Consider the following 26432-nt stretch of genomic DNA (forward strand, 5'->3'; position numbering starts at 1 on the left):
GGGTAAGAAGTCCCCCCTTTTATCATTCAATGTCGAAAAATGAAGGTGACGGCAAGAAACCGTCACCTTCATCGATCATTTGGCTTCGTTCAGTTGCGTCGTGATGACACGTGGCAACTCATCGACTGTCGTCTCGAGGACTTCGCCAGTGGCACGTACTTTCACTTCGACGATTCCTTCGCTCGCTTTTTTCCCGACGTTGATACGAATCGGAAGACCGATCAAATCAGCATCGGCAAACTTGACGCCAGCCCGTTCTTTACGGTCATCATACAACACATCGTACGTCGATGACAGCTCATCGTATAAACGGTTCGCGAGTTCGACTTGCGCCTCGTCTTTCGTGTTGATGGCAATCAAATGCACATCGAACGGAGCGACGCTCTTCGGCCAGACGATTCCGCGATCGTCATGATGTTGCTCGATGACGGCCGACAACGTCCGCGAGACGCCGATGCCGTAACAGCCCATGATGAGCGGTTCGGCCCGACCTTCTTCGTTCAAGAACGTCGCGCCCATCGCTTCTGAATAGCGCGTGCCGAGCTTGAACACTTGTCCGACTTCAATCCCGCGGGCGAAGCGGACCGGACCCGACTCGTCAGGTGCCATGTCGCCTTCGACGACGAAACGGAGGTCGTGATACGTCAAATGCGACAAGTCGCGTTCGGCGTTGACGTGCGTATAATGGGTGTTCGCCTCGTTGGCGCCACATACCGCGTCGACCAAATATTTGACGGCGTAATCAGCCACGACTTTGACCGGTGAATGAATCGGTCCGAGCGTGCCCGGCTCACAGCCGAACAAGTCGATAATCGTCGCTTCTTCTTCCATTTGGATGTCGAGTCCACCGAGGGCGTTCTTCACTTTGACGTCGTTCGCCTCGTGATCACCTCGAACGATGGCCATGACCGTCTCGCCATCGACGTTGAAGAGAACCGACTTGATCGTCGTCTTCGGATCGACGTTCAAGAAACGCGCCACATCTTCAATCGTCTTATTGTCTTTCGTGTCGACCTTGTCGAGGGCGAGCACGTCGGCCACTTGCATGTCATAGCGGTCGAGCGTTTCCGCCATCTCGATGTTCGCCGCATACGTCGATGAATCCGTATAAACAATCGTATCTTCACCGATTTCGGCGAGCGCTTGGAACTCGTGTGTATCTTTCCCACCAATGGCACCAGAATCGGCCACGACTGGACGATATTTCAAGCCGATGCGGTCAAAGATGTTCGAGTAGGCTTGATACATATTTTTGTACTCTTCGTCCAAGTCGTCTTGCGTCGCGTGGAACGAGTAAGAGTCTTTCATCAAGAACTCACGGCCCCGGAGCAATCCGAAACGCGGACGACGTTCGTCGCGATACTTCGTTTGAATCTGGTACAAGTTGACCGGTAGCTTTTTATACGAATTGAGTTCATCGCGCACGATTGACGTAATGAGTTCCTCATGGGTCGCACCGAGTGCGAAACGACGGTCATGACGGTCCGTCAATCGCATCAATTCTGGACCATAAATGCCCCAGCGTCCCGTTTCTTCCCATAGTTCAGCCGGTTGAATCGCAGGCATGAGCAACTCTTGCGCTCCGGCCCGGTTCATCTCTTCGCGGATAATCGTTTGGATATTGTGTAATACGCGATGGCCGAGTGGGAGATATGAATAAATCCCAGCGGCGTTTTGGCGCATGAAACCCCCACGGACGAGTAGCTGATGGCTAATGGCTTCCGCATCGGCCGGCACTTCTCTTAATGTAGGCATGAACAGTCTCGATTGTTTCATAGGTATCAACGTTTCCCTTCTGTAACTCGATTGGATCTAATTATTTAAAGAATGATTGGATATCATTCCAGGTGACAATCAACATGAGCAGCATGAGCAAGGCGAACCCGATAAAGTGGACGAAGCCCTCCTTTTTCGGATCAATCGGCCGTCCGCGTACCGCTTCGAACAAGAGGAAGATGAGTCGTCCTCCATCGAGCGCCGGGAGCGGCAATAGGTTGAAGATGGCCAAGTTGACGGATAGAAGTGCCGTCCAGTTAAGGAGCATGATGAATCCGCTCGCTGCCACTTCGTCGGTCATACGGACGATTCCGACCGGACCGGCCAACTGATCGACACCGACCTGACCCGTCACCAAATCACCGACCGCGGAGAAGATGAGCGTCGACATCGTCCACGTCGTCTCGGCCCCGGTTGTAAAAGCTTTGGCCGGTGAACGTTCGAGCGCGTTCGTCACGCCTAAAATCCCGACCGTCTCCCCATTTTGTTCGACCGCTTGCGGCGTAATCGTCACCGTTTGCTCGACGTCGTCACGAATATACGTCACTTCGGTCGGCGTGTCGGCACGATCCGCCAATACCGTTCGCAAATCGAGCCAGTTGTCAATCGGTTGACCTTCGATTGAGACGATCTCGTCGCCTGCGACGAGTCCAGCTTGATCAGCGGCCGAGTCCGGTTGGACCGTACCGATTTGACCATCGTCCGTCGGTGTCCCTTGGACGAGACCGACGATGACGAGGAGGAGGAAGGCAAGGACGAAGTTCATCGCCGGACCGGCTGCAATCGCAAGCACCCGTTTCCAGACAGACTGGGCTCCGAACGTGCGGTCGTAAGGCGCGATTTGAATCTCCATGCCTTGGTCGACGAGAAGTGTGTCCCGCTCGAGCGAATAGACACGGACCTCATCATCGACGAGCAGTTGTACTTTCAATTCGCGGACCGAGTCAAACTTGTCGACCGTCCCGACGATATGAACGTCTTGGGCCTGGTCCGGTTGGAAATAGACGCGATCGACCGTCCCAGCACTCGTCAGACGCAATCCGACGTGTTGCCCAGCCTTCACTTCGATCGGCTCAAAATCTTCCCCGGCCATTTTGACATAACCGCCGATTGGCAATAGTCGAATCGTATACAGCGTCTCATTTTTTCGGAATGAGAGGATTTTCGGTCCAAACCCGATTGCAAATTCATGACAGAGAATCCCTGCCCGTTTCGCCATGACGAGGTGTCCCCATTCATGAACCGAAATGAGTACCCCAAACATCAAAACGATGGCGATAAAAGTCGTCATTGTCTATTCCCCACCTTCACTTTCCTTGCTGAATTTGTTCTCGAACCGCTCGGTCGATTTGAAGAATCTCCTCGAGCGTCGGTTCTGCAATTACCGTATGTGTCTCCATCGCTTGCTCAACGATGCGTTCGATATCGAGGAACGCGATCTCTCCGTTCAAGAACAGCTCGACGGCTGCCTCGTTGGCGGCATTGAGCACGGTCGGCATCGAACCGCCGGCGCGCCCGGCCTCATAAGCGAGGCGTAACGCCGGATAACGTGTCAAATCGGCTTCCGCGAAGTGCAGCGTTCCGATTTCTCTCAAGTTTAACCGCTTGTTCCCTTCGATTTCAAGACGTTTCGGGGCTGATAGCGCATAGAGAATCGGGCCTCGCATATCGGGATTGCCGAGCTGCGCCATGACAGCGGCATCTTTGAATTCGACCATCGAGTGGATGATCGACTCGCGATGGAGAACCACTTCAATATCATTATAATCGATATCGAACAACCAGTGCGCTTCGATGACTTCGAGTCCTTTATTGAACATCGTAGCCGAATCGATTGTGATTTTGGCCCCCATCGACCAGTTCGGGTGCGCCAGCGCCTCCGCGACGGTCACCCCTTCAAGCTCTTCCCGCGACTTGTCACGGAAACTTCCGCCTGAAGCCGTCAAGATGATTTTCGAGACGTCCTCGCGGCGTTCGCCGTTCAAGCATTGATAGATGGCCGAATGTTCGCTGTCGACCGGGAGCAGGCTAACACCGTGTTTTTTGACTGCCTCGGTGACAAGGTGTCCTGCCGTGACGAGCGTCTCTTTGTTCGCAAGCGCGATGTCTTTCCCCGCTTCGATGGCGGCAAGGGTCGGTTCAAGCCCGACGGCGCCGACGACTGCCGTCACGACGACATCGGTCCTTTCAGCGGTCGCACATGCAATCAACCCTTCCAGTCCGATGAAAAAGAGTGGTTCATATGTAAGGCGTGGCTTGAGCTGTTCGAGTACCTCGATATTTTTAGCGGATACGTATTTCGGCCGCAGGCGATTGATCCATTCTTCCGCCACGTCTACGTTCGATCCGAACGCATATGCCTCAAGTTCAAACAAGTCGGGGTGCTGTTCGATGACGTCGCATGTTTGTACGCCAATCGATCCAGTCGCCCCGATTAAGCTGATTCGCTTCATCTTGACACTCCTCTTTTATAACAAATTAAATACCCAAATGACGGTGAATACCGCGATCATACTATCAAACCGGTCTAAAATCCCACCGTGTCCCGGTAACAGATGACCGGAATCTTTCACATTATATTGACGCTTGTATGCTGATTGTACCAAATCCCCGAGTTGACCGACGACTGATACGACGACCGCGAGCACCAACACCTCGAGAATCGGCAACACCGGCTCGATGAGCACGTAGATGATACCGAGGACGATCGCCGATATGATGCCGCCGATGGCACCTTCAATCGTCTTATTCGGGCTGATGGACGGCCACAGTTTCGTCTTTCCAATCGCTTTCCCTGTGAAATAGGCACCGGAATCGGTCGCCCAAATCATGAACAAGACGAGCAACACTTTGACGAGCCCGTCTTCTGACAAACGGACGAGTGCGAAACTCGAGAACCCGACGACGAGATAGACGGCCGAGACGAAATAAAAACTCGCATCCTCATACGTAAAACGGTTTTTCGTGACAACCGTCCAAAACAAGAGGAGCATCAATCCGAGCACCATCCATTGCGTCGTCGACATCGGCAGTTCCTCGAGGACGAGTCGGCGTTCGAGCAACAACAAGATGAATGGGAATGCCACGAGAAGTGACGTCACGAGAAACGGGAACGCCATCAATTTATGGTTGCGCATCAACGTGAACTCGCTCAATCCGATTAAGGCGAGCACGCCCATCAAGATGACGAACGGGCTACCGCCTAGGGCAATCAACGTGACAAAGATGGCGCCGGCCCAGAGACCGGTAATGATTCGTGTTTTCATGTCACACCCCGCCAAACCGGCGAGTCCGCGCGTTATACGCTTCAATCGCCTCGACGAAATGGTCCCGTTTAAACTCAGGCCATAACACGTCCGTGAAATGTAGTTCAGCGTAAGCCCCTTGCCAGAGCAAGAAGTTCGAGAGGCGCTGTTCCCCACTCGTGCGGATAATCAAATCAACGTCTTGCATGTTCGTCATGAGACGCTCACCAATCATGACGTCATCGATCTCGTCCGGTTGAATCGTACCGTGCGCTACATCACTCGCGATTTGTTTCATCGCTTGAACGAGTTCATCACGTCCGCCATAGTTGAGCGCAAAGACGAGATCGAGCCCCGTATTCGTCGCCGTCCGTGTCCGTGCCTCATCGACCGCTTCTCGCGTCCCGCGTGGCAGTTTTGTCACATCGCCTGCGACGAGCACGCGAACGTTCTGTTCATCCAATTCTTTTAAATCCGTCTCTAAAAATTGCTTCGGCAATTTCATCAAGAAGTTGACTTCTTCTTCAGGACGCGTCCAGTTCTCCGTCGAGAACGCATACAGCGTCAATGAACGGATGCCGAGTTCTTGGGCGGTGCGCACCGCTTCCCGGACCGACTTCATCCCTTCCCGGTGACCCATGATGCGAGGGAGCCCACGCTTCTTCGCCCAACGGCCGTTGCCGTCCATGATGATGGCGACGTGTTCGGGAATGCTCAGTTCCGCCTCGGTTTTTGTTTTAGGATTCACCCATTTAAACATACTCTATCCTCCTGATTGTATGAAAGAGGGACCCTCTCAGTAAAAGGGTCCCCACACAGCTTTTTGGTATACCACTTCCGTGATTACACTTCCATGATTTCTTTTTCTTTCGTCGCTGCAGATTCATCAATTTTTTTGATGTACGAATCCGTTAACGATTGAACGTCATCCGCGTAACCGCGAAGGTCGTCCTCAGTCAAGTCCCCATCTTTTTCAAGCTTCTTCAAGTTTTCATTCGCGTCACGACGAACGTTACGGACAGCTACTTTCGCTTCTTCCGCATATTTTTTCGTCACCTTCACGAGCTCTTTGCGGCGCTCTTCTGTCAAAGCTGGGATCGCGAGACGAATGACCGTCCCATCAGAAGACGGCGAGAGGCCGAGGTCGGCTTTTTGAATCGCTTTCTCGACATCTGACACCATCGATTTGTCCCATGGTTGAATCAAGAGTAGACGCGCTTCCGGAGTGTTGATGTTCGCCACTTGGTTGAGCGGAGTCGGTACGCCGTAGTAGTCGACTTGGACCGGGTCCAAGATTGACGCGCTCGCGCGTCCCGTACGAAGTGTCCCGAAATCACGTTTCAAGGCAGAATGGGCTTTCTCCATCTTTTCTTCAGCAGTTTTCAATACGTCATTAACACTCATGAATTGATTCCTCCTACTACCGTCCCGATATGTTCCCCGAGTACGACACGTTTGATGTTTCCTTCTTCAAGCAATGAGAATACAATCAGTGGGATATGGTTGTCCATACATAGTGATGTGGCTGTCGAATCCATCACTTGGAGTCCGTCTTTTAAGACGTCCAAGTACGTGAGCGTGTCGTATTTGACCGCATCCGGAACGAGTTTCGGATCCGCCGAATAGACACCATCGACGTTGTTTTTACCCATCAGGATGACATCAGCTTCAATTTCCGCTGCGCGGAGTGCTGCTGTCGTATCTGTTGAGAAGTACGGGTTCCCCGTCCCTGCCGCGAAGATGACGACTCGACCTTTTTCAAGGTGACGCATCGCCCGACGACGGATGTACGGTTCAGCCACTTGGCGCATTTCGATTGAGGTTTGGACGCGCGTCTGGACACCGTTCGATTCAAGGCTATCTTGAAGTGCGAGCGAGTTCAACACCGTGGCAAGCATGCCCATATAATCGGCATTCGCCCGGTCCATGCCGAGTTCGCTGCCCGTCTTCCCGCGCCAGATGTTTCCGGCTCCGACGACGACGGCTACTTCAACGCCCAAGGCGACCAACTCTTTGATTTGTCCAGAGATCGAGTTGACGATGGCCGGGTCAATCCCGTACCCTTGATCTCCTGCGAGCGCTTCTCCACTCAATTTTAACACAATTCGCTTATATTTCGGTTCCATACTTTGCCTCCTCTTGCTTGAAAAAAGGGAACACGCTCCCTTAACGAACTAACTCAAGGTTATACAGACGTGTTCCCAATTTTGATTGCATCACGGGTGATGCAGATTATTTTTTAAGTTGGTTCATTACTTCTTCAGCAAAGTTTTCTTCGCGTTTTTCCATACCTTCTCCAACTTCGAAACGTACGAATGAGTTGACACGGCCGCCTTTAGACTCTACGTATTTCCCAACTTTGAAGTCAGCGTCTTTAACGAATGTTTGGTCGACGAGGCAGATTTCCTCGAAGTACTTGTTCATACGTCCCGCGATCATCTTCTCGACGATGTTAGCAGGCTTGCCTTCGTTGAGGGCTTGCTCAGTCAAGACTTTCTTCTCACGGTCTGCTTCTTCAGCCGATACTTCGTCGCGTGTCGCGTAAAGTGGGCGTGCTGCTGCGACGTGCATCGCAACGTCTTTCGCAACTGTCTCGTCTGTTGTACCGTCGATGATGACGATCGAACCGATACGTCCACCCATGTGAAGGTACGTGCCGAAGACTGCATCGTCAGCTTTTTCAAGAACTGCGATACGACGGAGTGAGATTTTCTCTCCGATTGTCGAAGCTTCTTCTTGGATGTGCGTTTCAAGTGTTTTACCTGCTACGAACTCAGAAGCAAGTGCTGCTTCAACCGTTGTCGCGCCTGAAGTGAGAACTGCATTCGCCACGTCTGAAACGAGTGTTTGGAACTTCTCGTTTTTCGCAACGAAGTCTGTTTCTGAGTTAACTTCGACGAGCGCAGCTTTGTTGCCGTCAACCGCTACTGCCGTCAAACCTTCTGCTGCGATGCGGTCGCCTTTAGCTGCTGCTTTAGCGATCCCTTTTTCACGAAGGAAGTCGATTGCCGCTTGCATGTCACCATTTGTTTCAGTGAGTGCTTTTTTGCAATCGAGCATACCTGCGCCTGTTTTTTCACGAAGTTCTTTTACCATTGCTGCTGTAACTGCCATCGGAAATTCCTCCTTGTAAAACTTACGAATTTTTAAGAAAAAGCACTAAGGCTTCATATACGTGTCCTAAAAAAAGGTGATAAAAGGCTTTCCCTTTATCACCTGTTGTCTGACCGATTACTCAGCTTCTGTCGCTTCAGCTTCTGGAGCTACTGCTTCTTCAGCTACTTCTTCTTCGCCTTGCTTCGCTTCGATGATCGCGTCTGCCATCTTAGAAGTGAGCAATTTAACCGCACGAATCGCGTCGTCGTTCGCTGGGATGACGTAGTCGATTTCGTCTGGGTCACAGTTTGTGTCGACAATCGCAACGATTGGGATGTTCAATTTGTGAGCTTCTGCAATCGCAATACGCTCTTTACGTGGGTCAACGATGAAGAGGGCATCAGGAACACCTGGCATGTCCTTGATTCCGCCGAGGAACTTCTCAAGACGTGTCATTTCTTTTTTCAAGATGATGACTTCTTTCTTAGGAAGTACTTCGAACGTACCGTCAGCTTCCATTTTCTCAAGCTGCTTCAAGCGGTTGATACGCTTTTTGATTGTTGAGAAGTTTGTGAGTGTTCCACCCAACCAACGCTCGTTGATGAAGTACATACCTGAACGGAGTGCTTCTTCTTTGATCGTGTCTTGAGCTTGTTTTTTCGTACCTACGAAGAGGACGTTTCCGCCTTCTGCCGCGAGTTCACGAACGAAGTTGTAAGCTTCGTCTACTTTTTTGACCGTTTTTTGAAGGTCGATGATGTAGATTCCGTTACGCTCCGTGAAGATGTATTTCGCCATTTTTGGGTTCCAACGGCGTGTCTGGTGACCGAAATGTACACCAGCTTCGAGCAATTGCTTCATTGAGATTACTGCCATGATAAATTTCCTCCTTGTGGTTTAAAAAAGTCCTCCGCCTCGTTCATCGTTGTATTCCGACCTTTCGGCACCGAGGAATACCATCCCGAGACGTGTGTGATGTGTTTAACACCGAAAATTACTATAGCATATGTCAGGCAATCCGGCAACTCTCACTTTTTGCGAAGTTTGGCATAAAGGGCGACTTCTCCCTCACCTTTTCCGAGCAGTCGGGCCGTCTCTCGGACCGAATGGTTCAGTAAAACGTCCTCGACGTGCGGTGCCTGTTGGCGCTCACGGGACGACGGTGCCTCCATCGGCGAATCCTCAAGTGCAGGTTCCACAGCCGATTCCTCGCTCGATGGCGCAGGGTGTTTCACGACATCGTTCATCGATTCCATGAACGACAACAGGAGGGCCTCGGTCTCACGCTTCTCCTGTTCGAGCAGCGTGACACGAGCCGTCAGCGCCTGGACTTGACGAAACAAAATCAACAGTCCGTACGCGACGATACAGGCGATTCCGATATAGACGACGGTCATCTCCGTCCCTCCTTCACGATGTCTTTTCTTCTAAATAGGAACGTCCGAGCGCAAGCTTCAACGTCTTCAGCGCCTTGGAATGAATTTGTGAGATGCGGGACGTCGAGAGTTCCAACACTTCACCGATCTCCGTCAACGTCAACTCGTCGAAATAAAATAACGACACGACGAGCCGTTCTTTCTCAGATAAATGCTCAATCTCGTTCGTCAACACATCGAGCAGCTCGCGCTGCAGAAGCGTATCTTCCGGTTTTTCGGAATCGGGGTCGAAATACGTGACGGACATGACCTTGCCTTCCTCTTGAAGCGTCACCGCCTCATCGATTGACAACATGTTCGCAAAGTATCCTTCCGCCATCGCTTTCTCGATTTCTGAGACCGGCAGTTCGCACGCGTGCGCCAGCTCTTCTTTCGTCGGAGCCCGGTGCAGCTTCTGTTCAAGCTGTTCGGCGACGTGGTCAATCTTCTTCACCCGTTCACGCACCGATCGCGGCAACCAATCGATTTTCCGTAGTCCATCGATGATGGCGCCCCGAATCCGAAACGCCGCGTACGTGTCAAACTTGTTGTTGTGTTCTGGATCATATTTCATGAGGGCATCGTACAATCCCATGTAACCCAAACTTTTCAATTCGTCGCGTTCGACGCTCTTCGGGAGCGTCACGATCATTCGTTGCACGTGATAATGGATCAGGAACTCATAGTGCGTCAATAGTTCATTCGCCGTATCCATATCGCGGTCAGTATTCCAACGATCCCACAACTCGGTAAGTTGAGTCGTCATGTCGATCCCCCCTAAATTTCCTTTGTTCCTACGCTGACCGTTCGAATCGAGAGGACGCAAGTCGCCACATCAAATTCAATCGTCCGCCCATTATGTCCGCCACAGTCCTCGGCGATGAGCGGAATCCGGTGCGCCTTTAACGCATTGCGGACGGCCTCGGCATTTCGTTCCCCGATGCGCATCGCCTCATTCTCATATTTGAATTGAAACATTTGGGCGCCGCCGGCCATCTTTGCTTGCAACCGACCGGCCCCAGCCCGTTTCAATGAAGCGACGAGAGCATCGATGGCCGTATCCGCATATTTCCCTACTTCAATCGTTTGATGTTTGCGGGCGATCGCCGAATCCGGCAACATGACGTGGGCCATCGCCGCGACTTGGAGCCGGACGTCGTACAGGATAACCCCGACACACGAACCGAGCCCGGCCGTCCGCAACTTGTTCGGCGCCGTCGTCTGCTTCCATTCTGCAATCCCAATTTTGAGTACTTCAGCCATGGCCCATCAACCGCTGCTTAATCCGTTCGAGCGAGCCATGCGTCGGTAGGAACAACACATGTCCGGCACTTACTTTTCCGTCGATGCGGAACGTCGTATCGATATAGAGCGCCGCATCTTCTTCGGGCTGGACCGATGTGACGACGAATTCGACGATCGAACCGGCCATGTCGACCGCTGTCGCCGGGACGTGAATCGGGATCGGTGTATTCAACCAATCGCCGAGCGCCCGGGCATAGGCCCCGCTCATGATATTCCCAATCTCTTCCCATGCCGACTGACCGAGTTCATCGGCCGCTTGGAACGTGAACCCGCTCCCGATAAGTGATGAGACCATCATCTCGGCGTCGTCGACCGGGAATAAGATGAGGATCATGCCGCTGATGTCGCCTCCGAGCTCTAATAGCACGGATGCCACGTGACGCTCAGGACCGCCGACCCGTTCCGGAAGATACGTGATCGGTTCCATCTCGGCCGAGGAGACGGTAATGTTGACCGGCTTGGCCAAGAGCGTCGACAATGCCGTCGCTGCGTGGCCTGATCCGATATTGCCAAGTTCTTTCAATAAATCTTGCTCGAACTCACTCAGCATGTTGTTCCTCGAACAACGCGTTGGCGTCGAGAAGCGAGAACAGTTTGTCCTCCCCTTTCGCAATCGCCGTCAAATGAGCCGACAACATGTCTCGACTCGATTCAGGAATCGGCTCGAGACGAACGTCCTCGCTTTCCACGACCTCGTTGGCGCGATCGACGATAAAACCGGCATCGCCTTGATTGAGCGAGGCGATTAAAATCCGTGTCTCGTCGGTCGGTTCAATTGCCTCATACCCGAGGCGGAGACGAAGGTCGATGACCGGCGTGACGACACCGCGCAAATTGATGACGCCCTTGACGTGAGCCGGTGCATTCGGGACGCGTGTGACCGGTTGTACTCGTTCAATCGAGCGGACCGACTGGACATCGATCCCGTATGTGTTCGTTCCCAGTGAAAAGACTACCCATTTTTGTTCCATCCTTCTTCCTCCTTAGAACAGATCGTTGCTGTCGACAATCAAGGCGACACGCCCGTCTCCGAGTATCGTCGCACCAGAGATGGCCGGAATGCCCTCGAGATACGTACCGAGCGGCTTCATGACAATCTCTTGTTGGCCAATCAAATCGTTGACGACCACGCCGACGAGTTTATTTCCTTTACGGACGACGACGACCGGGAATTGCGTCTTCGTTTCCGTCTCAATCGCAAACATTTCTTTTAAATAGACGAGCGGGACGAGCTGACCTCGGAAATCGAAGACACGTTCGCGATGGGCCGTCAAAATGTCGGCCTCGTCAAGAAGTGTCGTCTCAAGAATCGATGACAACGGGATGGCGTACGTCTCCTCACCGGCTTGAACGAGCATCGCCGAGATGATGGACAGCGTGAGCGGAAGGCTGACTTGGAATTTTGTCCCTTGTCCGACGACCGTCTCGAGCGTGACGACCCCACCGAGTGATTCGATTTTGTTTTTCACGACGTCAAGACCGACACCGCGACCAGACAAATCAGTGACGACATCTGCCGTCGAGAAGCCTGGGGCGAAGATGAGCATAGCGACTTCGTTATCGGTCATCGCTGTCGCTTCTTCCGGCGTGATGACGCCGCGCTCGAGCGCTTTCGACCGGACTTTATCGACATGGATCCCTGCCCCGTCGTCCTCGATTTCAATGAAGACACGGTTGCCGCCATGGTAAGCCCGGAGTGCAAGACTCCCTTGCTCCGGTTTCCCGGCGGCGACACGGACTTCTGGTAGTTCGATGCCGTGATCGATGGCATTGCGAATCAAGTGAACAAGCGGGTCGCCAATCTCATCGATGACCGTCCGATCGAGTTCCGTTTCCGCGCCTGTGATCTCAAGCTGGACTTTTTTATGAATGTCTTTCGCGACCGAACGTACCATGCGTGGGAAGCGGTTGAACACTTGCTCGATCGGCATCATCCGGAGCGTCAGGACGAGTGATTGGAGTTCGTTCGTCCCGCGTTTGATTTTCTCGACCGTCTCGTTCAATTCAGGCTGTCCGACTTCGTCGGCGAGCCGCTCGAGACGACCGCGGTCGATAATGAACTCTTCGAATAAGTTCATTAAACGATCAATCCGTTCCAAGTTGACGCGAATCGTCTTCGCCTGGGCGACAGCCTGTTCTTTCGGCTCTTCCGCCTCGACTTTCGGTTTCGCTTCAGCGACGACGACGGTCTCGGCACTGACGGCGACTTCCGGTTCACTCGATGCACTCGTATACACCGTCACGAGGACGTGCTCGACTTCTGACACTTGGGACACGGCGTGTTCAATCACATCTGCCGTCTCTTGTGACACGAACAAGACGTCAAACGAGAGGTCGAACTGCTCTTGTTCGATGGCCTCGGTTTCCGGTAATGTCCGGACGACCTCGCCGAGTTCTTGCAGGCGATCGAATACCATATAGGCACGCGCCGCTTTCAATACGACGGCATCGGATAGTTTCACGTGCAATTGGAACGCCTCGAAGCCCGTCTCCTTCGCTTGGGTGATGACTGAATCCGTATAAAGGTCGGCCGTGAAGACGTTGGCTTCGACCGTCGGAGCCGCCTTTGGCGTGCTGCCGATGAACGACTGGAACGCAGACACCGTCGCAGCGACATCGACGTTCGCACCTCGGCCGCCGGTCTCGATATTGGCGATCATCTCTTCGATTTGTTCCATCGCTGAGAACATCGTATCAAGCAACAGCTGGTTGCTCTCTTTCTTACCGGCCCGAACCAAGTCGAGCGCGCTCTCCATCTCATGTGTCAAGTTGGCCACACTCTCATAACCCATCGTCGCCGACATTCCTTTGAGCGTATGCGCGGAGCGGAAAATCTCTTGAATCGCTTCTTGGCTACCCGTCTGTTCAAGTTTTAACAGTTGGGTGTTCACCGATTGAATATGTTCTTGCGACTCATCTAAAAACAATCCTAAGTATTCGTTCACGTCCATCTATAATGCCTCCCTGTCGTTAGACTCGGTTCCACTGACGTTTCAAGTTCCCCATCAAGCGATCCATAAAATGACGCGGTTTCGGCGGTGTCCCGGTCAATGTCGTTAAAATCCGCTCTAACCGCCAACTGATATCACTTTTTCGGTCCAAATGGTAAAACGGGACTTGGGCGATGACCGCTCGTCTGACCGTGGCGTCATCTGGTAAATACCCGAGGAATCGAATCGATTTCTTTAAAAACTGCTCACACGCAACTTCCATTCGTTCAAAACATTGCAGCGCTTCCTCACCCGATTGGGCCCGATTGACGATGATGCCGAGCGGTAAATCTGGGCTTTGTCGATTCACCAGCTTCGTATAGGCGTACCCATCCATGAGCGAGGTCGGTTCAGGAGTCAAGATGAGAAACATCTCATCGCATCCTTCAATGAATTGAAGTGATGTGTCGGTCGCCCCGGCCCCCATGTCGAACAGGACATAATCGTATTCAGTGAGCACTTCGAGTTCACGCATAAAAAATTGCATATCGGCATGTGAGAATTGGACTAGTTCATCAAGTCCACTCCCCCCATGTAATATATCGACACCATGCACACCTTTCTGAACCGAGGCGGCCAGCGGAATTCGGGCTTTGACCGAATCCATCATCGTCCGTGATCTCGAGGCGTTCAACAAGATATGCACGTTCGCCATCCCGATGTCGAGATCGACGATTAACACGCGCTTCCCAAGCTCGACGAGGCCGATGGCCGTATTGACACAGACGTTCGTCTTGCCGACCCCGCCTTTCCCGCTCGCGAAAGCGATCGTCGTCGGTGGGGTCTCTGTTTTCGCCCTTAGACGTCTTGCTTGGTCCATTGGGTCCACCCTTCTTTCTCAAGCAACCGATTCGTCAGCCGGGAAGGGTCCCCGTTGACGAGGTCGTCCGGCACTTCTTGTCCATCCGTCAGCCAAGCGACCGGCAGCCCACTTTCGCGAACCATCCGATACATCGCATGGATGTCGCTCGTCTCGTCCGCTTTCGTGAAGATCAGCGACCCGAGCGGCAACGGCTCGAACTGGCGATATATCATTTCCATGTCCCGCATCTTTGACGTCAAGCTGAGGACGAGCGAGAGACTCGTCTCCGAAAAGTCATGATGCCGCTCGAACTGCTCAACATACGCCTCGTCGCGGAAGTTGCGGCCAGCCGTATCAATCAAAATGATGTCTTTTCGAGCGAACAGCTGCTTCGCCCGTTTGAAATCATCAAAATCGTAGGCGACCTCGACCGGGATGTCTAGAATCTCGGCGTACGTCTTCAACTGCTCGATGGCAGCGATTCGATACGTATCCGTCGTGATGAGGCCGACCGAGAGTCCATGCTCGAGCTTATAGTGGGCGGCTAGTTTCGCGAGCGTCGTCGTCTTGCCGACACCGGTCGGACCGACGAGCATCATGTACCGTTTCGGTTCCGGTACAGGCAAGAAAGAATTTTGGATTTGATCGCGGACGTAACGTTCGACGGCGTCGACCGATTTTGTCGTGTAATACAGTTCCTGAATCGCTTCGTCCCACGCTTCACCTTGAAACGATTCGGACGCGAGCAGCGCTTCGACGTGTGCCAATGGTGCCGGCAAACGTCTCGCTCCCGAGATTTCAGGCGCAGCATACGCGACGTTACGTGGTTGCGGTTGACGTTTTTGCGTCGCCTCAGGTTTCGTTGCCGCGACCGGCTTCGCAACCGTACGTGGTTTGACGGCGAGCGGCGCCTTCTCGAGCGCGGCGATGACCTCGACGTGTTGTGAGGCGAACAAGCCGAGCCATCCTTTCTTCACTTGGCGCGAATTCAAGATGACGGCGTCGTCGCCAAACTCTTGTTTGACTTTCGCCATCGCTTCCGCCATCGTCTTGCCTGTATATTTTTTGATTTGCACTTAAATCACCCCAATACTTTTCACTTCAATCGAGCTGAGCAGTTCGTTGTAGGCGAGGACAGGCACATCCGGATAATACCGTTCGAGCAATTGTCTCACGAACAGGCGGATCGTCGGCGAACAAAGAATGACGGCCGATGCCCCGTAGCGTTCGAACATCGACAGCTGCTCGCCCGAGCGTTCGATAATCTCGCGCGCTTGTTCCGGGTCGAGCGCCAAATAGTTGCCGAACTCCGTCTTTTGAACGGCGTCTTGAATCAGCTGTTCGGTCTGACCGCCTAGGGTGACCACGTAGAGTGGTCCGTCGGGCGGACTGACTTGATCCGTCAATTGACGTGACAGACCTTGCCGGCAGTATTCGCCGAGGATGTCCGCGTCTTTCGTCACTTTGCCATAGTCGGCCATCGTCTCGAACAAGAGCGGTAAATTGCGAATCGAGACGTGTTCTTTCAACAGATGACGGAGCACTTTTTGAATGTCTCCAATCGACAAGACGGATGGTGTCACGTCTTCGACGAGCACCGGATGTGTCTCTTTCAAATGCTCGACGAGCTGTTTCGTCTCTTCACGGCCGAGCAGGTCGGCAGCGTGTTTCTTGAGCGTCTCCGTCAAATGTGTCGCCACGACGGACGGCGGATCGACGACGGTATACCCGCTCATTTCGGCGCGGGTGCGCGTCTCTTCATCAATCCATAGCGCCGGGAGACCGAACGCCGGCTCCGTCGTTTCAATCCCATATACTTCTGGATCTTCAATCCCAGGACTCATCGCCAAGTAATGATCGAGCAAGAGTTCGCCTTCAGCGACGACGTTGCCTTTCACTTTGATGCGATATGCGTTCGGTGACAGTTGCAGATGATCACGAATCCGTACCGTCGGCAAGATGAACCCGAGTTCGAGCGCGAGCTGACGACGGATCATAACGACTCGGTCGAGCAAGTCGCCGCCTTGCGATTCATCGGCGAGCGGAATGAGTCCGTAACCGAACTCGAACTCGATAGCATCAATCTGTAAAAGCGAAACGACAGTCTCGGTCGGTGCCGACGGTTCTTCTTCCGGTAACGGCGTATCGATGACCCGTTTCAAATTGCGACGCATCGTATAGGCGCCATAGAACGTGGCGCCGGCAATGATGAGCGTCACGGGGAGCAGACTCGGCGAAATAAAGCCGAGCATGATGACGATGGAGCCGGCGATATAGAGCAGCGTCGGGTTTTGACCGAGCTGATCGACGACGTCCTCTCCGAGATTCCCGTCCGAGACGGCACGCGTGACGATAATCCCGGTTGCCGTCGAGATGAGGAGCGCCGGGATTTGACCGACGAGTCCGTCCCCGATCGTCATGAGCGAGAACGTCTGGAACGCCTCACCGACCGGAAGACCCATTTGGACGGTACCGATGATGATTCCGAAAATCAAGTTGATGGCGACGATGATAATCCCAGCGATGGCGTCCCCTTTGACGAACTTCGAGGCCCCATCCATCGACCCATAGAAGTCGGCTTCACTTTGAATCTTTTTCCGACGGATTTGCGCGTCTTTGTCATCAATCAAGCCCGAATTCAAATCGGCATCGATGGCCATCTGTTTCCCTGGCATCGCATCGAGGGTGAAACGCGCCGACACTTCGGATACACGTTCGGCCCCTTTCGTGATGACGACGAATTGGATGATGACGAGGATGAGGAAGACGACGAACCCGACGAGCACGTTCCCGCCGACGACGAAGTTACCGAATGTCTCGATGACTTCTCCACCGTATCCGGTCGATAAAATCGAACGTGTCGTCGACACGTTCAATCCGAGCCGGAACAACGTCACGATCAGCAAGAGCGAAGGAAAGACCGAGAAGTCGAGTGCTTCACGTGCATTCATCGCGACGAGTAAAATCAGCAACGCAACCAGTATATTGACAATGATTAAGAAATCTAACATGAACCCCGGTAACGGGATGACGAGCATGACGACGATTAACAGAACGCCGATCAATACCGCAAAATCTTTAGCTTTTACAGCCAATACATACTCCTCCTCAAGACGGTTGTTTCAATTGATAGACGAATGCGAGCACTTCGGCGATCGCCTGATAAAACGACTCGTCAACGACTTCCCCGATATCCATTTGGGCGTACAGCGCACGGGCCAACGGTTTGTTTTCGACAATCGGGATGTCATGTTCTTTGGCCACGTCACGGATATTGAAGGCGACGCGATCGACCCCTTTGGCGACGACGAGCGGCGCGAAGTCTTTCGTGTCGTCGTACCGGATGACGACGGCATAATGGGTCGGGTTGGTGATGACGACATCCGCGTTCGGAATTTCTTGCATCATGCGGCGCATCGCCATCTCCCGCTGTTGTTGTTTGATTTTCGATTTGATGAGCGGATCACCCTCACTGTTCTTATACTCGTCTTTAATATCTTGCTTCGACATACGAATCGATTTCTCAAAGTCGAATCGTTGATAGAAGAAGTCGAGCAACGCGAGTGCGAGCAAGGCCACACTCACCCATAGTCCGAGTTCGATCGTGATATGGGCGAGCGCGATGACCGATTCACGGATATGTTCGACCGCCATGCGGGACAGCTCTTTTTGATTCTGCCAAAGCACGGCGACGGCAATCGTCAGGATAATCAATAATTTGAATAAGGACTTTAAAAATTCGACGACCGCTTTCATACTGATAATCCGTTTGACCCCTTTAATCGGATCGATTCGTTCGAGTTTCGGTTGAATCGCTTCCGCCGAGAACAACGTCCCGATTTGAAGGTAGTTGATTAAAATCCCGAACACGACGGCGACCGCGAAGAACGGGCCTACAATCAGTCCGACCCGAAGCAACAAGTCGGTGAGCATGCCGGACAATCCGTTGGACAGATCGAACAGCAAGTAGTTCGGACCGAGCAACTCTTTCGTCACACTGAACAACTGTTTGCCGAGATACGGTCCTAAGAACGATAACATGAGAAACATCGCGAACAAGGCGAAGGCACCGGTCAAATCGGCTGACTTGGCCACTTGGCCTTTCTTGCGCGAATCCTCTCGTTTACGTGGTGTTGCTTTTTCGGTTTTTTCTCCTGCAAAAAATTGAAGATCGACCGATAAGGTATATAGAGGCTTCATGAGGCGTCTCCTAGCACAGTCATAAAATCACGTAACACTTCTTGTAGAATCGGGATGAATTGGCTGATGCCGTTCAAGGTCAAGCCCATCATGACGACCATGACCGAAAATCCCGCAATCAGCTTGAATGAAAATCCGATTGCAAAAATATTGAACTGCGGCGCCGATTTCGCCAAGAACCCGAGCGCCATGTCGACGAGCAAGAGCGACGCCATGAGCGGAAAGGCAAGCTGCAAGGCGACCATCATCGTCATCGTGACGACCTTGACGGCCATCATGAGTGACGCTTCGCTAAAGTCGATAATCGGCTGACCTGGCGGATAAATTTGAAAGCTATAATAGATGCCATCAATCAGCAACAGATGTAAGTTGCTCGACAGCATGATAAACAACGTAAAAATATAATAGAATCGACCGATCAGCGGCGACTGGCCTCCGAACATCGGGTCATAGGCCGATGCCATCGCGAGTCCGAGCTGTAAATCGATGACGCCACCCGCAATCTGAGGCGCAAAGAATAAAATGTTAATCAAAATACCGAGCACTAACCCGATCAACACCTCGTACAACACCTGTAAAATATAGGCTTGACCGAGATCGAGCGGCTCTGTCACTGTGAACATCGCATAGTACGCTAAAAAGGCACTGAACGCGACGCGGTGCATGACCGGCAGTTGCCGGGATGAAAATAACGGGACGCTCACGAAGAAGCCGGAAAGACGGGCAAACGTCAATCCATAGAGACTGATGAAATCGACCGCGTTCATTTCGAGGCGACCTCGACCATCAGTTCAAAAATCAAACGGGTGAACCCTTCAATCTGTTGCAGCATCCAAGGCCCAAAGACGACGAGCCCGATAAAGACCGAGACGATCTTTGGGACGAACGATAGCGTCTGCTCTTGAATTTGTGTCGTCGCCTGTAAAATCGAAATGACGAGACCGACGACGAGCGAGATCAATAAGAGCGGCATCGAGATTTTCAATAACGTCCACACACTCTCCGTCGCCAAATAAATGACCATTTCCTGCGTCATATTCGTTCCTCCTACATACTTCTAAGCAAGGACTCCACAATCAAGTGCCATCCATCCACCAATACAAACAGTAACAATTTGAACGGCAATGCGATCATGACCGGCGGAAGCATCATCATCCCCATTGACATGAGGACACTCGCCACGACCATATCGATAATCAAAAATGGTAAGAAGATCATGAATCCGATTTGGAACGCCGTTTTTAACTCGCTAATCGCATAGGCCGGGACCATCGCGAGCAGCGGGACATCTTCGACCGACTCAGGTTGCTCATAGTTCCCATATTTAATAAATAATTGCAAATCCTCTTGGCGCGTATATTGGGCCATGAACCGCTTCATCGTATTCCCCGCCTCTTCGAACGCCTCGTCTTGGCTGATTTCGTCGCCCATATATGGCGACAACGCCTGATCATTCAACTCCGATAGCACAGGCGACATGACGAACAACGTGATGAACAGGGCGAGCCCGATAATCAGCTGGTTCGGTGGCGTCTGCTGCGTCCCGAGTGCCGGGCGGATGAACGAAAGCACGACGACGACCCGTGTGAAACAAGTCATCAAGATTAAAAACGATGGCGCGAGCGTGAGCAAGGTGAGCACGACCAACAATTTGATCGAGGTCGATGTACTGTCTGGCGTCTCCAAGTTGATTAATTGTTCAATCGTCGTCATCGTTTCTTCCTCACTTCTTCAATCTGGGCCAACTGTTGTTTAAACGTGTCGAGGAAAGCCGACGAGTTCGACTGGTTCAAGGTCGGGGCATCGAGCGCCGCCTCGTCCATCGCTTCGGCATCAATCCGGTCAAGCAATTGAATTGAGTCGCCGACACCGAGCACGTACACTTGTTCACCGAGCTTGACGAGTTGCACCGAACGGTCTTTGCCGAGCGGGACACCACCGAGATGGGTCAAATGCTGAGCCGACTTCACGCCTTGTGTCCGTGCGTTCAACCATCGCACGAGGACGAGGAACCCACCGATGACGACGACCAGGCTCAAGATGAGCTTGATGGCCGTGCCGACCGATGAGACGGCCGATGTGACCGGTTCCTCTTTCGTGTCTGGTTGTTGCTGTTCGAACTGTTGGTCGACGGTGGCGGCCTCGACCGTGGCCGGGACGAATAACCCAGCCACGAGAAGGATAATCAACCACCACTTGTTCATTGTGCGACCGTTTTTGAGACTGCCTCGACGACGCGTTCAGCGTTGAACGGTTTGACGATAAAGTCTTTTGCTCCTGCTTGAATCGCATCGATGACCATCGCTTGTTGTCCCATCGCCGAACACATGATTACTTTCGCGTTCGAATCGAACCCGCGGATTTCCTTCAAGGCTGCCAAGCCGTCCATTTCTGGCATCGTGATGTCGAGCGTGACGAGATCGGGCATGAGCTCACGATATTTCGCGACTGCATCGACACCGTTCTCCGCTTCTCCGACGACTTCAAATCCATTCTTTGTCAAGATATCCTTAATCATCATGCGCATGAACGCCGCATCATCTACCACTAAAATTTTTGCACTCATTGTTCTTCCTCCTTAAACGATGCCAATCCGCTCGTGCGGTTGGATAATTTCTGTTACACGGACGCCGAAGTTCTCTTCGATGACGACGACTTCGCCCCGGGCGATCCGTTGTTGGTTCACATAAATATCGACCGGCTCACCGGCCAACTTATCGAGTTCGATAATCGAACCTTGTGACAGCTCAAGCACTTCTCGGACCGAACGTTTCGTCCGTCCGAGTTCGACCGTCACGTTGAGCGGCACGTCATACAACAATCCCAGATTCGCTGGAATCGAGTCGTTCGTCGCCGGTGCGTGGAGCGGCATGAACTCGGCCTGGCTGACCGCGACTTCCGGTACCGACTTCGCTGCCGGACGAACCGGTTGTTGGGCGGCGGGAGCCGGTGCCTTCGGCGCTTCCTGCTTCGGCGCGACCGGGGCAGCTGCCGGAGCTGGTGCGACAGGGGCTGGCGATGTGGCGGCCATCAGTTCGTTGACAAGTTGTTTCCCGAACTGGACCGGGGCAATTTGAACGATTTTCGAATCGATTAACGTACCGACCTTCAAGTTGAACTCGATTAAGACCATCGTCTCCCAAAGCTCGAGGCGGTCGATAATCGTCTGGTTCTTCGTCGCATCGAACACTTCGACGAGCGGTGGTGAAATATCAATCTTTTTCGAGAATACGGTCGACAATGATGTCGCTGCCGCACCCATCATTTGGTTCATCGCCTCTTGGACGGCTGAAAGACGAATTTCATCGAGTCCTTCCGGATCGACGCCAATCCCAGTTCCACCGAGCATCAAGTCTGAGATGATGGCGGCGTCTTCACGTGTCAATACGAGCACGTTCTCGCCTTTCAATCCTTCCGTATAGCCGACTCGAAGTGCCACGTGCGGCGTCGGATAACGCTCACGGAGCGCATCGATTGTGACCTCACTGACGATTGGAGTCGTGATTTCTACTTTTTGTTGCAGTAACGTCGATAGCGCCGTCGCCGAGTTACCGAACGAGATATTCCCGATTTCCCCTAAGGCGTCGCTTTCCATCGAATCAAGATGTTCTTCAGGATTCGCCTCCGGTTTTGACGACTCGATCGTCCCGCGCAATAACGCGTCTATTTCATCTTGTGACAACATCTCACTCATTGCTCTTCCTCCTTCACCCGGTGGAGCACTTGGACCGCCATCCGCTTCCCGCTCACACCGACTTGCCCTCTGAACACTTTATTTTCCCCTACCATGATCGATAACGGGTCTTTCACCAATTGATCGAGGGTCAAACAGTCCCCGACCTCTAAATGCAACAAGTCACCGAACGTGATCGTCGTCTCCCCGAGCAGGGACACGACCTCGACCGACGAGTTCATCAACTGGGCTTTGAGCGGTTCTTTGCTGTTCCCGCTCGCATTACGGCGATTGGCCTCTTGCATCCAGTAATGACTCGACAGTTTCGATAACACCGGCTCAATCGTCACGAACGGTAAGCAAACGTTGATCGTCCCGCTCACTTCGCCGATGGTGACACCGATCGAGACGAGGACGACCGTCTCGTTTGGCGAGACGAGTTGGAGGAACTGGGGATTGACCTCGACCGCTGTCATCTCTGAATTGATCTCGGCAATCGATTCCCAGGCGTCTCCGTATCCTGCAAACGCTCGTTTATATAATTGCGTCAAGATGCGCATCTCGATTTCCGTGAAGCTCTCGACTTTTTCAATCTCGACCCCGGGACCGCCGAGTAGGCGATCGAGCATCGCGTACGAGATGTTCGGATTCACTTCGATGATGAAACGGCCGTTGAGCGGCGGCGCTTCAATCAAGTTGATCATCGTCATGCTCGGAATGGAATGAATGAATTCGTCATAAGGAAGCTGCTCGACCGAGTTGACCGTGAACTGGACGTACGTCCGGAGCTGGGCCGAGAAGAACGTGGTCAGCATCCGTGTGAAATGCTCATGAATCCGGGTCAAGCTTCGGATTTGGTCTTTCGAGAAGCGGACCGCCCGTTTAAAGTCATACTGCCGGACTTTCCGCTCTTCTTCCTGGGCCAAAAAGGAGTCGGCTTCGACGTCGCCACTGCTTAACGCCGATAGCAAGGCATCAATTTCTTGTTGAGATAAGACTTCTCCCATGATGCCACCTCACTGTATGATTTTCTTCGTCATGTAGACTCGTTGGACCTCGCCTGACTCTAACAGTCCGTTTAATTGTTTGCGGAGCGACTGCTCAAACTTCTGCATGTCTTCTTTCGTCGTGAGCTTCGCTTTCGTCATGCCGGCCAAATCGCCGAGGATGACGTTATGCACTTGGAACTTTCGAAGTTCGAGATTTTCTTTCGTCTCCGCAGCATCCGTCACGATTGTGAACTGGACGTTGATGAAACGCTCATCTTGGATGTTCGTCGTCATATCGTCCGTTGTGAAGCTGCGTTCGGCCAATTCTTCGGCGGTGACAGGTTTCGTCTTCGCCGTCACGTTGTCACCGAACAAGTATTTATAAGTCATAAATCCGGCCCCGCCCATGACGAGCAGGACGACTAGCAGGATGAGCACCATCTTCATGGCGCCGCCTTTTTGTTTTTCTTCACTCATCTTCTTCACCTCGTATGCCTATCGTTCCAACCAGACCGACCGAGGCATAGAACGCCGTCGTCCGGTCGATGATTTGTTGTTTCGTCTCGCGGACGATATACGTCTTTCCGTTATACAAGTGAATGATCGTATCGGGCTCGGCTTTGACCGTCTCGATGAACAAGGCGTTCAGCACAAGTTCTTCACCCCGGAGCGTCGTGACGCGAATCATCAGCGTTTCAAGTTGACGAGTTCTTGGAGAATCTCGTCCGATGTTGTGATGATTCGTGTGTTCGCTTGGAAACCACGCTGCGCGACGATCATTTCTGTGAACTCTTCCGACAAGTCGACGTTCGACATCTCGAGCGCACCCGAGACGAGTTCGCCACGTCCATCTTGTCCAGGGATACCAATGTTCGGCTCACCTGAGTTTTGCGATTGAATGAAGTTGTTCGCGCCGACTTTTGACAATCCGGCGTTGTTGGCGAACGTGACGACTTGGATTTGGCCGACGACTGTCGAAGCTCCGGCGTTATCGACGTAGCTGACTTGTCCGTCTTTCCCGATTGAGAGCGACTTTGCACCGGCAGGGATGTTGATTCGGTCTCCTGTCATGCTGAGGACGTACGCACCGTCTCCGTTGACGAGGTCTCCTGTGTTATCCGTATAGAAGTTACCGGCCCGCGTGTATTGAGTCTGACCGTTCACGTCCAAGGCGAAGAATCCTTCTCCTGAGATCCCGACATCAAGCGCTCTCCCTGAGTTTTGCATGGCGCCTTGGTTATAGACGTTATCGACGGTCGCCATCGTGCCCCCGAGACCGACTTCTTTCGGGTTGACCCCACCGCTAACACCGTTCGCCGCCGTCGCACTACCGACTTGTTGGCTGACGAGGTCTTTGAACGTGACCCGGCCCTTTTTATAGCCGAACGTGTTGACGTTGGCGATGTTGTTCCCGACGACGTCAAGCTTCGATTGGAAGTTCTTTAAACCACTGATTCCTGAGTACATTGCTCTTAACATGATGAATCCCCCTATGCTTGTTTGATGGAAGTGATGTTGTACACGTTGACGGACGTTCCGTCTTCAAGGTCGGCCACATAGCCGGCTTCGGTCTTCGAAATCGAGAGAACACGTCCCGAGCCTTTAATCGTCTCGGTTTCTGTTTCGTTTGTATAAGCGACCGTTTGCCCGATCATATTGCTGAACTCCGAAATCGAGGCCATTTGTCGATCGACGAGCGCGGAATCGAGTTGTTTCGAAATCGTCTGCATCTGTTCGAGAGAAGAGAACTGAGCCATCTGAGAGATGAACTCACGGTCTTCCATCGGTGACATCGGGTCTTGGTTGGCGAGTTGGGCGAGCAACAGTTTCAAGAACATGCTTTGATCGTATTGGTTCGTCGCTTTCGGCATCGATTGATCCGGTAGCGTATAGTCATTCGTCTTCGGCTGGATGGTCGTCATCGTCAGGGTCTCCTTTCGGTTGTTCATGGTGTTCCGGTTCGGGTTGGTCGAACTCATTGAAGCTCGAGTTTTTCGTCTCTAGCGCTTGTTGGGTCAAGTTGACCTCGACGCGGACGTTCGGGTTCGCGGGCTGGAGCGTCTGTTGCAACTGTCCTAGTTGTGATTGCAATAACTGCTTCGCCTCTTGGTTACTCGCAAACAGCTTGACGACGAGTTCCCCGTTCTGCCGTTCGAGTTTGACGACGAGTTCCCCTAACTGTTCCGGATAAAGACGGACCGTGAACACTTTCGACCCATCGGCCCCGCTCTTGAACGGTGCCCGGTGCAAGGCCGCTTCGATGCGGGCCTGCATGTTCTCAGGTAATGAGCCTTTCGAGGCGTACATCACCATCTCAGAGTCGATATTCGGTTTCGACCACGTCATGCTTTTCGGCATCCAGTCGGTTTCTTTGATCGGCTGTTGCATCTGTGCGGATTGCGTTTCAGTTTGCGTCACACCGGGTAAAGGTTTTGGGGTCTGTCCGAGCGTCCCTTTAAACTGCGCAACGACTTGCTGGATGATGCGCACGTTCTCCTCTACTTGATCGACCGGCACTGTTTGGACGAGTGTGTCCGTTTCTTTCTTCGTGAGCGTAAACGAGAGCGTCGGCGCCGCCGCTTGGCTTGTTAGCAGTGCAGGGATTGCGTCCGGGGTCTTGGCTGTTGCAGGCTCCGGGGCGACTTGATTCAAAATTCCGATATAGGCATCCATGAACTTGCGATACGCATCGGCCGGCAACGACTTCAACCATTGCAGGCTATCCGGCTGTTGCAGCCACTGCTCTAACCGATTCGATACGTTCTCGAGCGGGAGTGATGCTTCGTCTTCCGGAACAGCCATAGCTTCAGGCGACGCGGTCGGCGTCGTTCCGAGCATGGCCGAGAGCAATTCTAAAAACTGTCCGGTCGGGGTCGCACTCGCGTCCCCGCCTTTTTGTGGTGCCCCTTGCATCGATTGGGCCAGTAAGGCGATATTCATC

31 protein-coding genes are annotated in these 26432 nt (G+C 52.8%); all 31 read right to left on the reverse strand.

Annotation, left to right across the window (positions count from 1 at the left end; genetic code table 11):
- Positions 1-75 precede the first annotated feature (75 nt).
- The 31 genes from KNP81_RS06790 to KNP81_RS06940 all read right to left on the reverse strand — a co-directional run bounded on the left by KNP81_RS06790 (position 76) and on the right by KNP81_RS06940 (position 26431).
- Positions 76-1776, reverse strand: a complete 1701-nt coding sequence (locus KNP81_RS06790) for a proline--tRNA ligase (RefSeq protein WP_214719416.1) — start codon at positions 1774-1776, stop codon at positions 76-78.
- Positions 1777-1816: 40 nt separating this feature from the next.
- Positions 1817-3067, reverse strand: a complete 1251-nt coding sequence (gene rseP / locus KNP81_RS06795) for an RIP metalloprotease RseP (RefSeq protein WP_214719417.1) — start codon at positions 3065-3067, stop codon at positions 1817-1819.
- Between the two features lie 16 nt (positions 3068-3083).
- Positions 3084-4229 carry a 1-deoxy-D-xylulose-5-phosphate reductoisomerase gene (dxr, locus tag KNP81_RS06800; protein WP_214719418.1) on the reverse strand — a complete coding sequence of 382 codons (1146 nt, stop codon included), beginning with the start codon at positions 4227-4229 and terminating at the stop codon, positions 3084-3086.
- Positions 4230-4244: 15 nt separating this feature from the next.
- The gene (locus KNP81_RS06805; RefSeq protein ID WP_214719419.1) at positions 4245-5042 is read right to left on the reverse strand and encodes a phosphatidate cytidylyltransferase; all 798 of its coding nucleotides are present in this window, start codon (positions 5040-5042) and stop codon (positions 4245-4247) included.
- Between the two features lies 1 nt (position 5043).
- On the reverse strand, positions 5044-5781 hold the full coding sequence (locus KNP81_RS06810; RefSeq protein ID WP_021067150.1) for an undecaprenyl pyrophosphate synthase: 738 nt from the start codon (positions 5779-5781) through the stop codon (positions 5044-5046).
- Between the two features lie 83 nt (positions 5782-5864).
- Positions 5865-6425, reverse strand: coding sequence for a ribosome recycling factor (frr, locus tag KNP81_RS06815; protein WP_021067149.1), 561 nt, complete (start codon positions 6423-6425; stop codon positions 5865-5867).
- Positions 6422-7147 carry a UMP kinase gene (pyrH, locus tag KNP81_RS06820; RefSeq protein WP_021067148.1) on the reverse strand — a complete coding sequence of 242 codons (726 nt, stop codon included), beginning with the start codon at positions 7145-7147 and terminating at the stop codon, positions 6422-6424. The genes frr and pyrH overlap by 4 nt, the downstream gene beginning before the upstream one ends.
- Positions 7148-7253: 106 nt before the next feature.
- Entirely contained in the window at positions 7254-8135 is an 882-nt protein-coding gene (gene tsf / locus KNP81_RS06825) for a translation elongation factor Ts (RefSeq protein ID WP_214719421.1), read from the reverse strand.
- Between the two features lie 117 nt (positions 8136-8252).
- Entirely contained in the window at positions 8253-8993 is a 741-nt protein-coding gene (gene rpsB, locus KNP81_RS06830; RefSeq protein ID WP_021067146.1) for a 30S ribosomal protein S2, read from the reverse strand.
- Positions 8994-9145: 152 nt separating this feature from the next.
- Positions 9146-9514: a hypothetical protein gene (locus tag KNP81_RS06835; RefSeq protein ID WP_214719423.1), complete on the reverse strand. Its 369-nt coding sequence runs from the start codon at positions 9512-9514 to the stop codon at positions 9146-9148.
- Between the two features lie 13 nt (positions 9515-9527).
- Positions 9528-10298 (reverse strand): FliA/WhiG family RNA polymerase sigma factor, encoded by a 771-nt coding sequence (locus KNP81_RS06840; protein ID WP_021067144.1) that lies wholly within the window; start codon positions 10296-10298, stop codon positions 9528-9530.
- Between the two features lie 11 nt (positions 10299-10309).
- Positions 10310-10795, reverse strand: coding sequence for a chemotaxis protein CheD (locus tag KNP81_RS06845; protein WP_021067143.1), 486 nt, complete (start codon positions 10793-10795; stop codon positions 10310-10312).
- Positions 10788-11387, reverse strand: a complete 600-nt coding sequence (locus tag KNP81_RS06850) for a chemotaxis protein CheC (protein ID WP_021067142.1) — start codon at positions 11385-11387, stop codon at positions 10788-10790. Before KNP81_RS06850 ends, KNP81_RS06845 begins: the two co-directional genes overlap by 8 nt.
- Positions 11377-11808, reverse strand: coding sequence for a chemotaxis protein CheW (locus KNP81_RS06855; protein ID WP_029595691.1), 432 nt, complete (start codon positions 11806-11808; stop codon positions 11377-11379). Before KNP81_RS06855 ends, KNP81_RS06850 begins: the two co-directional genes overlap by 11 nt.
- Positions 11809-11820: 12 nt before the next feature.
- The gene (locus KNP81_RS06860; RefSeq protein ID WP_029595692.1) at positions 11821-13788 is read right to left on the reverse strand and encodes a chemotaxis protein CheA; all 1968 of its coding nucleotides are present in this window, start codon (positions 13786-13788) and stop codon (positions 11821-11823) included.
- Between the two features lie 19 nt (positions 13789-13807).
- Positions 13808-14647 (reverse strand): MinD/ParA family protein, encoded by an 840-nt coding sequence (locus KNP81_RS06865; RefSeq protein WP_214719424.1) that lies wholly within the window; start codon positions 14645-14647, stop codon positions 13808-13810.
- Positions 14626-15705, reverse strand: coding sequence for a flagellar biosynthesis protein FlhF (locus KNP81_RS06870; protein WP_214719425.1), 1080 nt, complete (start codon positions 15703-15705; stop codon positions 14626-14628). Before KNP81_RS06870 ends, KNP81_RS06865 begins: the two co-directional genes overlap by 22 nt.
- Entirely contained in the window at positions 15706-17724 is a 2019-nt protein-coding gene (gene flhA, locus KNP81_RS06875) for a flagellar biosynthesis protein FlhA (RefSeq protein WP_214719426.1), read from the reverse strand.
- Between the two features lie 13 nt (positions 17725-17737).
- Entirely contained in the window at positions 17738-18829 is a 1092-nt protein-coding gene (flhB, locus tag KNP81_RS06880) for a flagellar biosynthesis protein FlhB (RefSeq protein ID WP_214719427.1), read from the reverse strand.
- Positions 18826-19596: a flagellar biosynthetic protein FliR gene (gene fliR, locus KNP81_RS06885; protein ID WP_021067135.1), complete on the reverse strand. Its 771-nt coding sequence runs from the start codon at positions 19594-19596 to the stop codon at positions 18826-18828. Before fliR ends, flhB begins: the two co-directional genes overlap by 4 nt.
- Positions 19593-19865 (reverse strand): flagellar biosynthesis protein FliQ, encoded by a 273-nt coding sequence (gene fliQ, locus KNP81_RS06890; RefSeq protein WP_021067134.1) that lies wholly within the window; start codon positions 19863-19865, stop codon positions 19593-19595. The genes fliR and fliQ overlap by 4 nt, the downstream gene beginning before the upstream one ends.
- A gap of 11 nt (positions 19866-19876) precedes the next feature.
- On the reverse strand, positions 19877-20542 hold the full coding sequence (fliP, locus tag KNP81_RS06895) for a flagellar type III secretion system pore protein FliP (protein WP_214719429.1): 666 nt from the start codon (positions 20540-20542) through the stop codon (positions 19877-19879).
- A complete protein-coding gene (locus KNP81_RS06900; protein WP_021067132.1) occupies positions 20539-21033 on the reverse strand; it encodes a flagellar biosynthetic protein FliO in 495 nt (164 codons plus the stop codon). Before KNP81_RS06900 ends, fliP begins: the two co-directional genes overlap by 4 nt.
- Complete coding sequence (locus KNP81_RS06905) at positions 21030-21395, reverse strand: response regulator (protein WP_021067131.1); 366 nt, start codon at positions 21393-21395, stop codon at positions 21030-21032. Before KNP81_RS06905 ends, KNP81_RS06900 begins: the two co-directional genes overlap by 4 nt.
- 12 nt (positions 21396-21407) lie before the next feature.
- A complete protein-coding gene (gene fliY / locus KNP81_RS06910; RefSeq protein WP_214719431.1) occupies positions 21408-22523 on the reverse strand; it encodes a flagellar motor switch phosphatase FliY in 1116 nt (371 codons plus the stop codon).
- Positions 22520-23509, reverse strand: coding sequence for a flagellar motor switch protein FliM (fliM, locus tag KNP81_RS06915; protein WP_214719432.1), 990 nt, complete (start codon positions 23507-23509; stop codon positions 22520-22522). Before fliM ends, fliY begins: the two co-directional genes overlap by 4 nt.
- Before the next feature lie 9 nt (positions 23510-23518).
- Positions 23519-23968, reverse strand: coding sequence for a flagellar basal body-associated FliL family protein (locus KNP81_RS06920; protein WP_214719433.1), 450 nt, complete (start codon positions 23966-23968; stop codon positions 23519-23521).
- On the reverse strand, positions 23961-24179 hold the full coding sequence (locus KNP81_RS06925; RefSeq protein ID WP_021067127.1) for a flagellar FlbD family protein: 219 nt from the start codon (positions 24177-24179) through the stop codon (positions 23961-23963). The genes KNP81_RS06920 and KNP81_RS06925 overlap by 8 nt, the downstream gene beginning before the upstream one ends.
- A complete protein-coding gene (gene flgG, locus KNP81_RS06930; RefSeq protein WP_021067126.1) occupies positions 24179-24970 on the reverse strand; it encodes a flagellar basal body rod protein FlgG in 792 nt (263 codons plus the stop codon). Before flgG ends, KNP81_RS06925 begins: the two co-directional genes overlap by 1 nt.
- An 11-nt stretch (positions 24971-24981) precedes the next feature.
- A complete protein-coding gene (locus KNP81_RS06935) occupies positions 24982-25413 on the reverse strand; it encodes a flagellar hook capping FlgD N-terminal domain-containing protein (RefSeq protein ID WP_021067125.1) in 432 nt (143 codons plus the stop codon).
- Positions 25385-26431 carry a flagellar hook-length control protein FliK gene (locus KNP81_RS06940; protein ID WP_251130301.1) on the reverse strand — a complete coding sequence of 349 codons (1047 nt, stop codon included), beginning with the start codon at positions 26429-26431 and terminating at the stop codon, positions 25385-25387. The genes KNP81_RS06935 and KNP81_RS06940 overlap by 29 nt, the downstream gene beginning before the upstream one ends.
- Between the last annotated feature and the right edge of the window lies 1 nt (position 26432).

The sequence above is a fragment of the Exiguobacterium sp. s149 genome (assembly GCF_018618395.1).
Taxonomy (GTDB): Bacteria; Bacillota; Bacilli; order Exiguobacteriales; family Exiguobacteriaceae; genus Exiguobacterium; species Exiguobacterium chiriqhucha.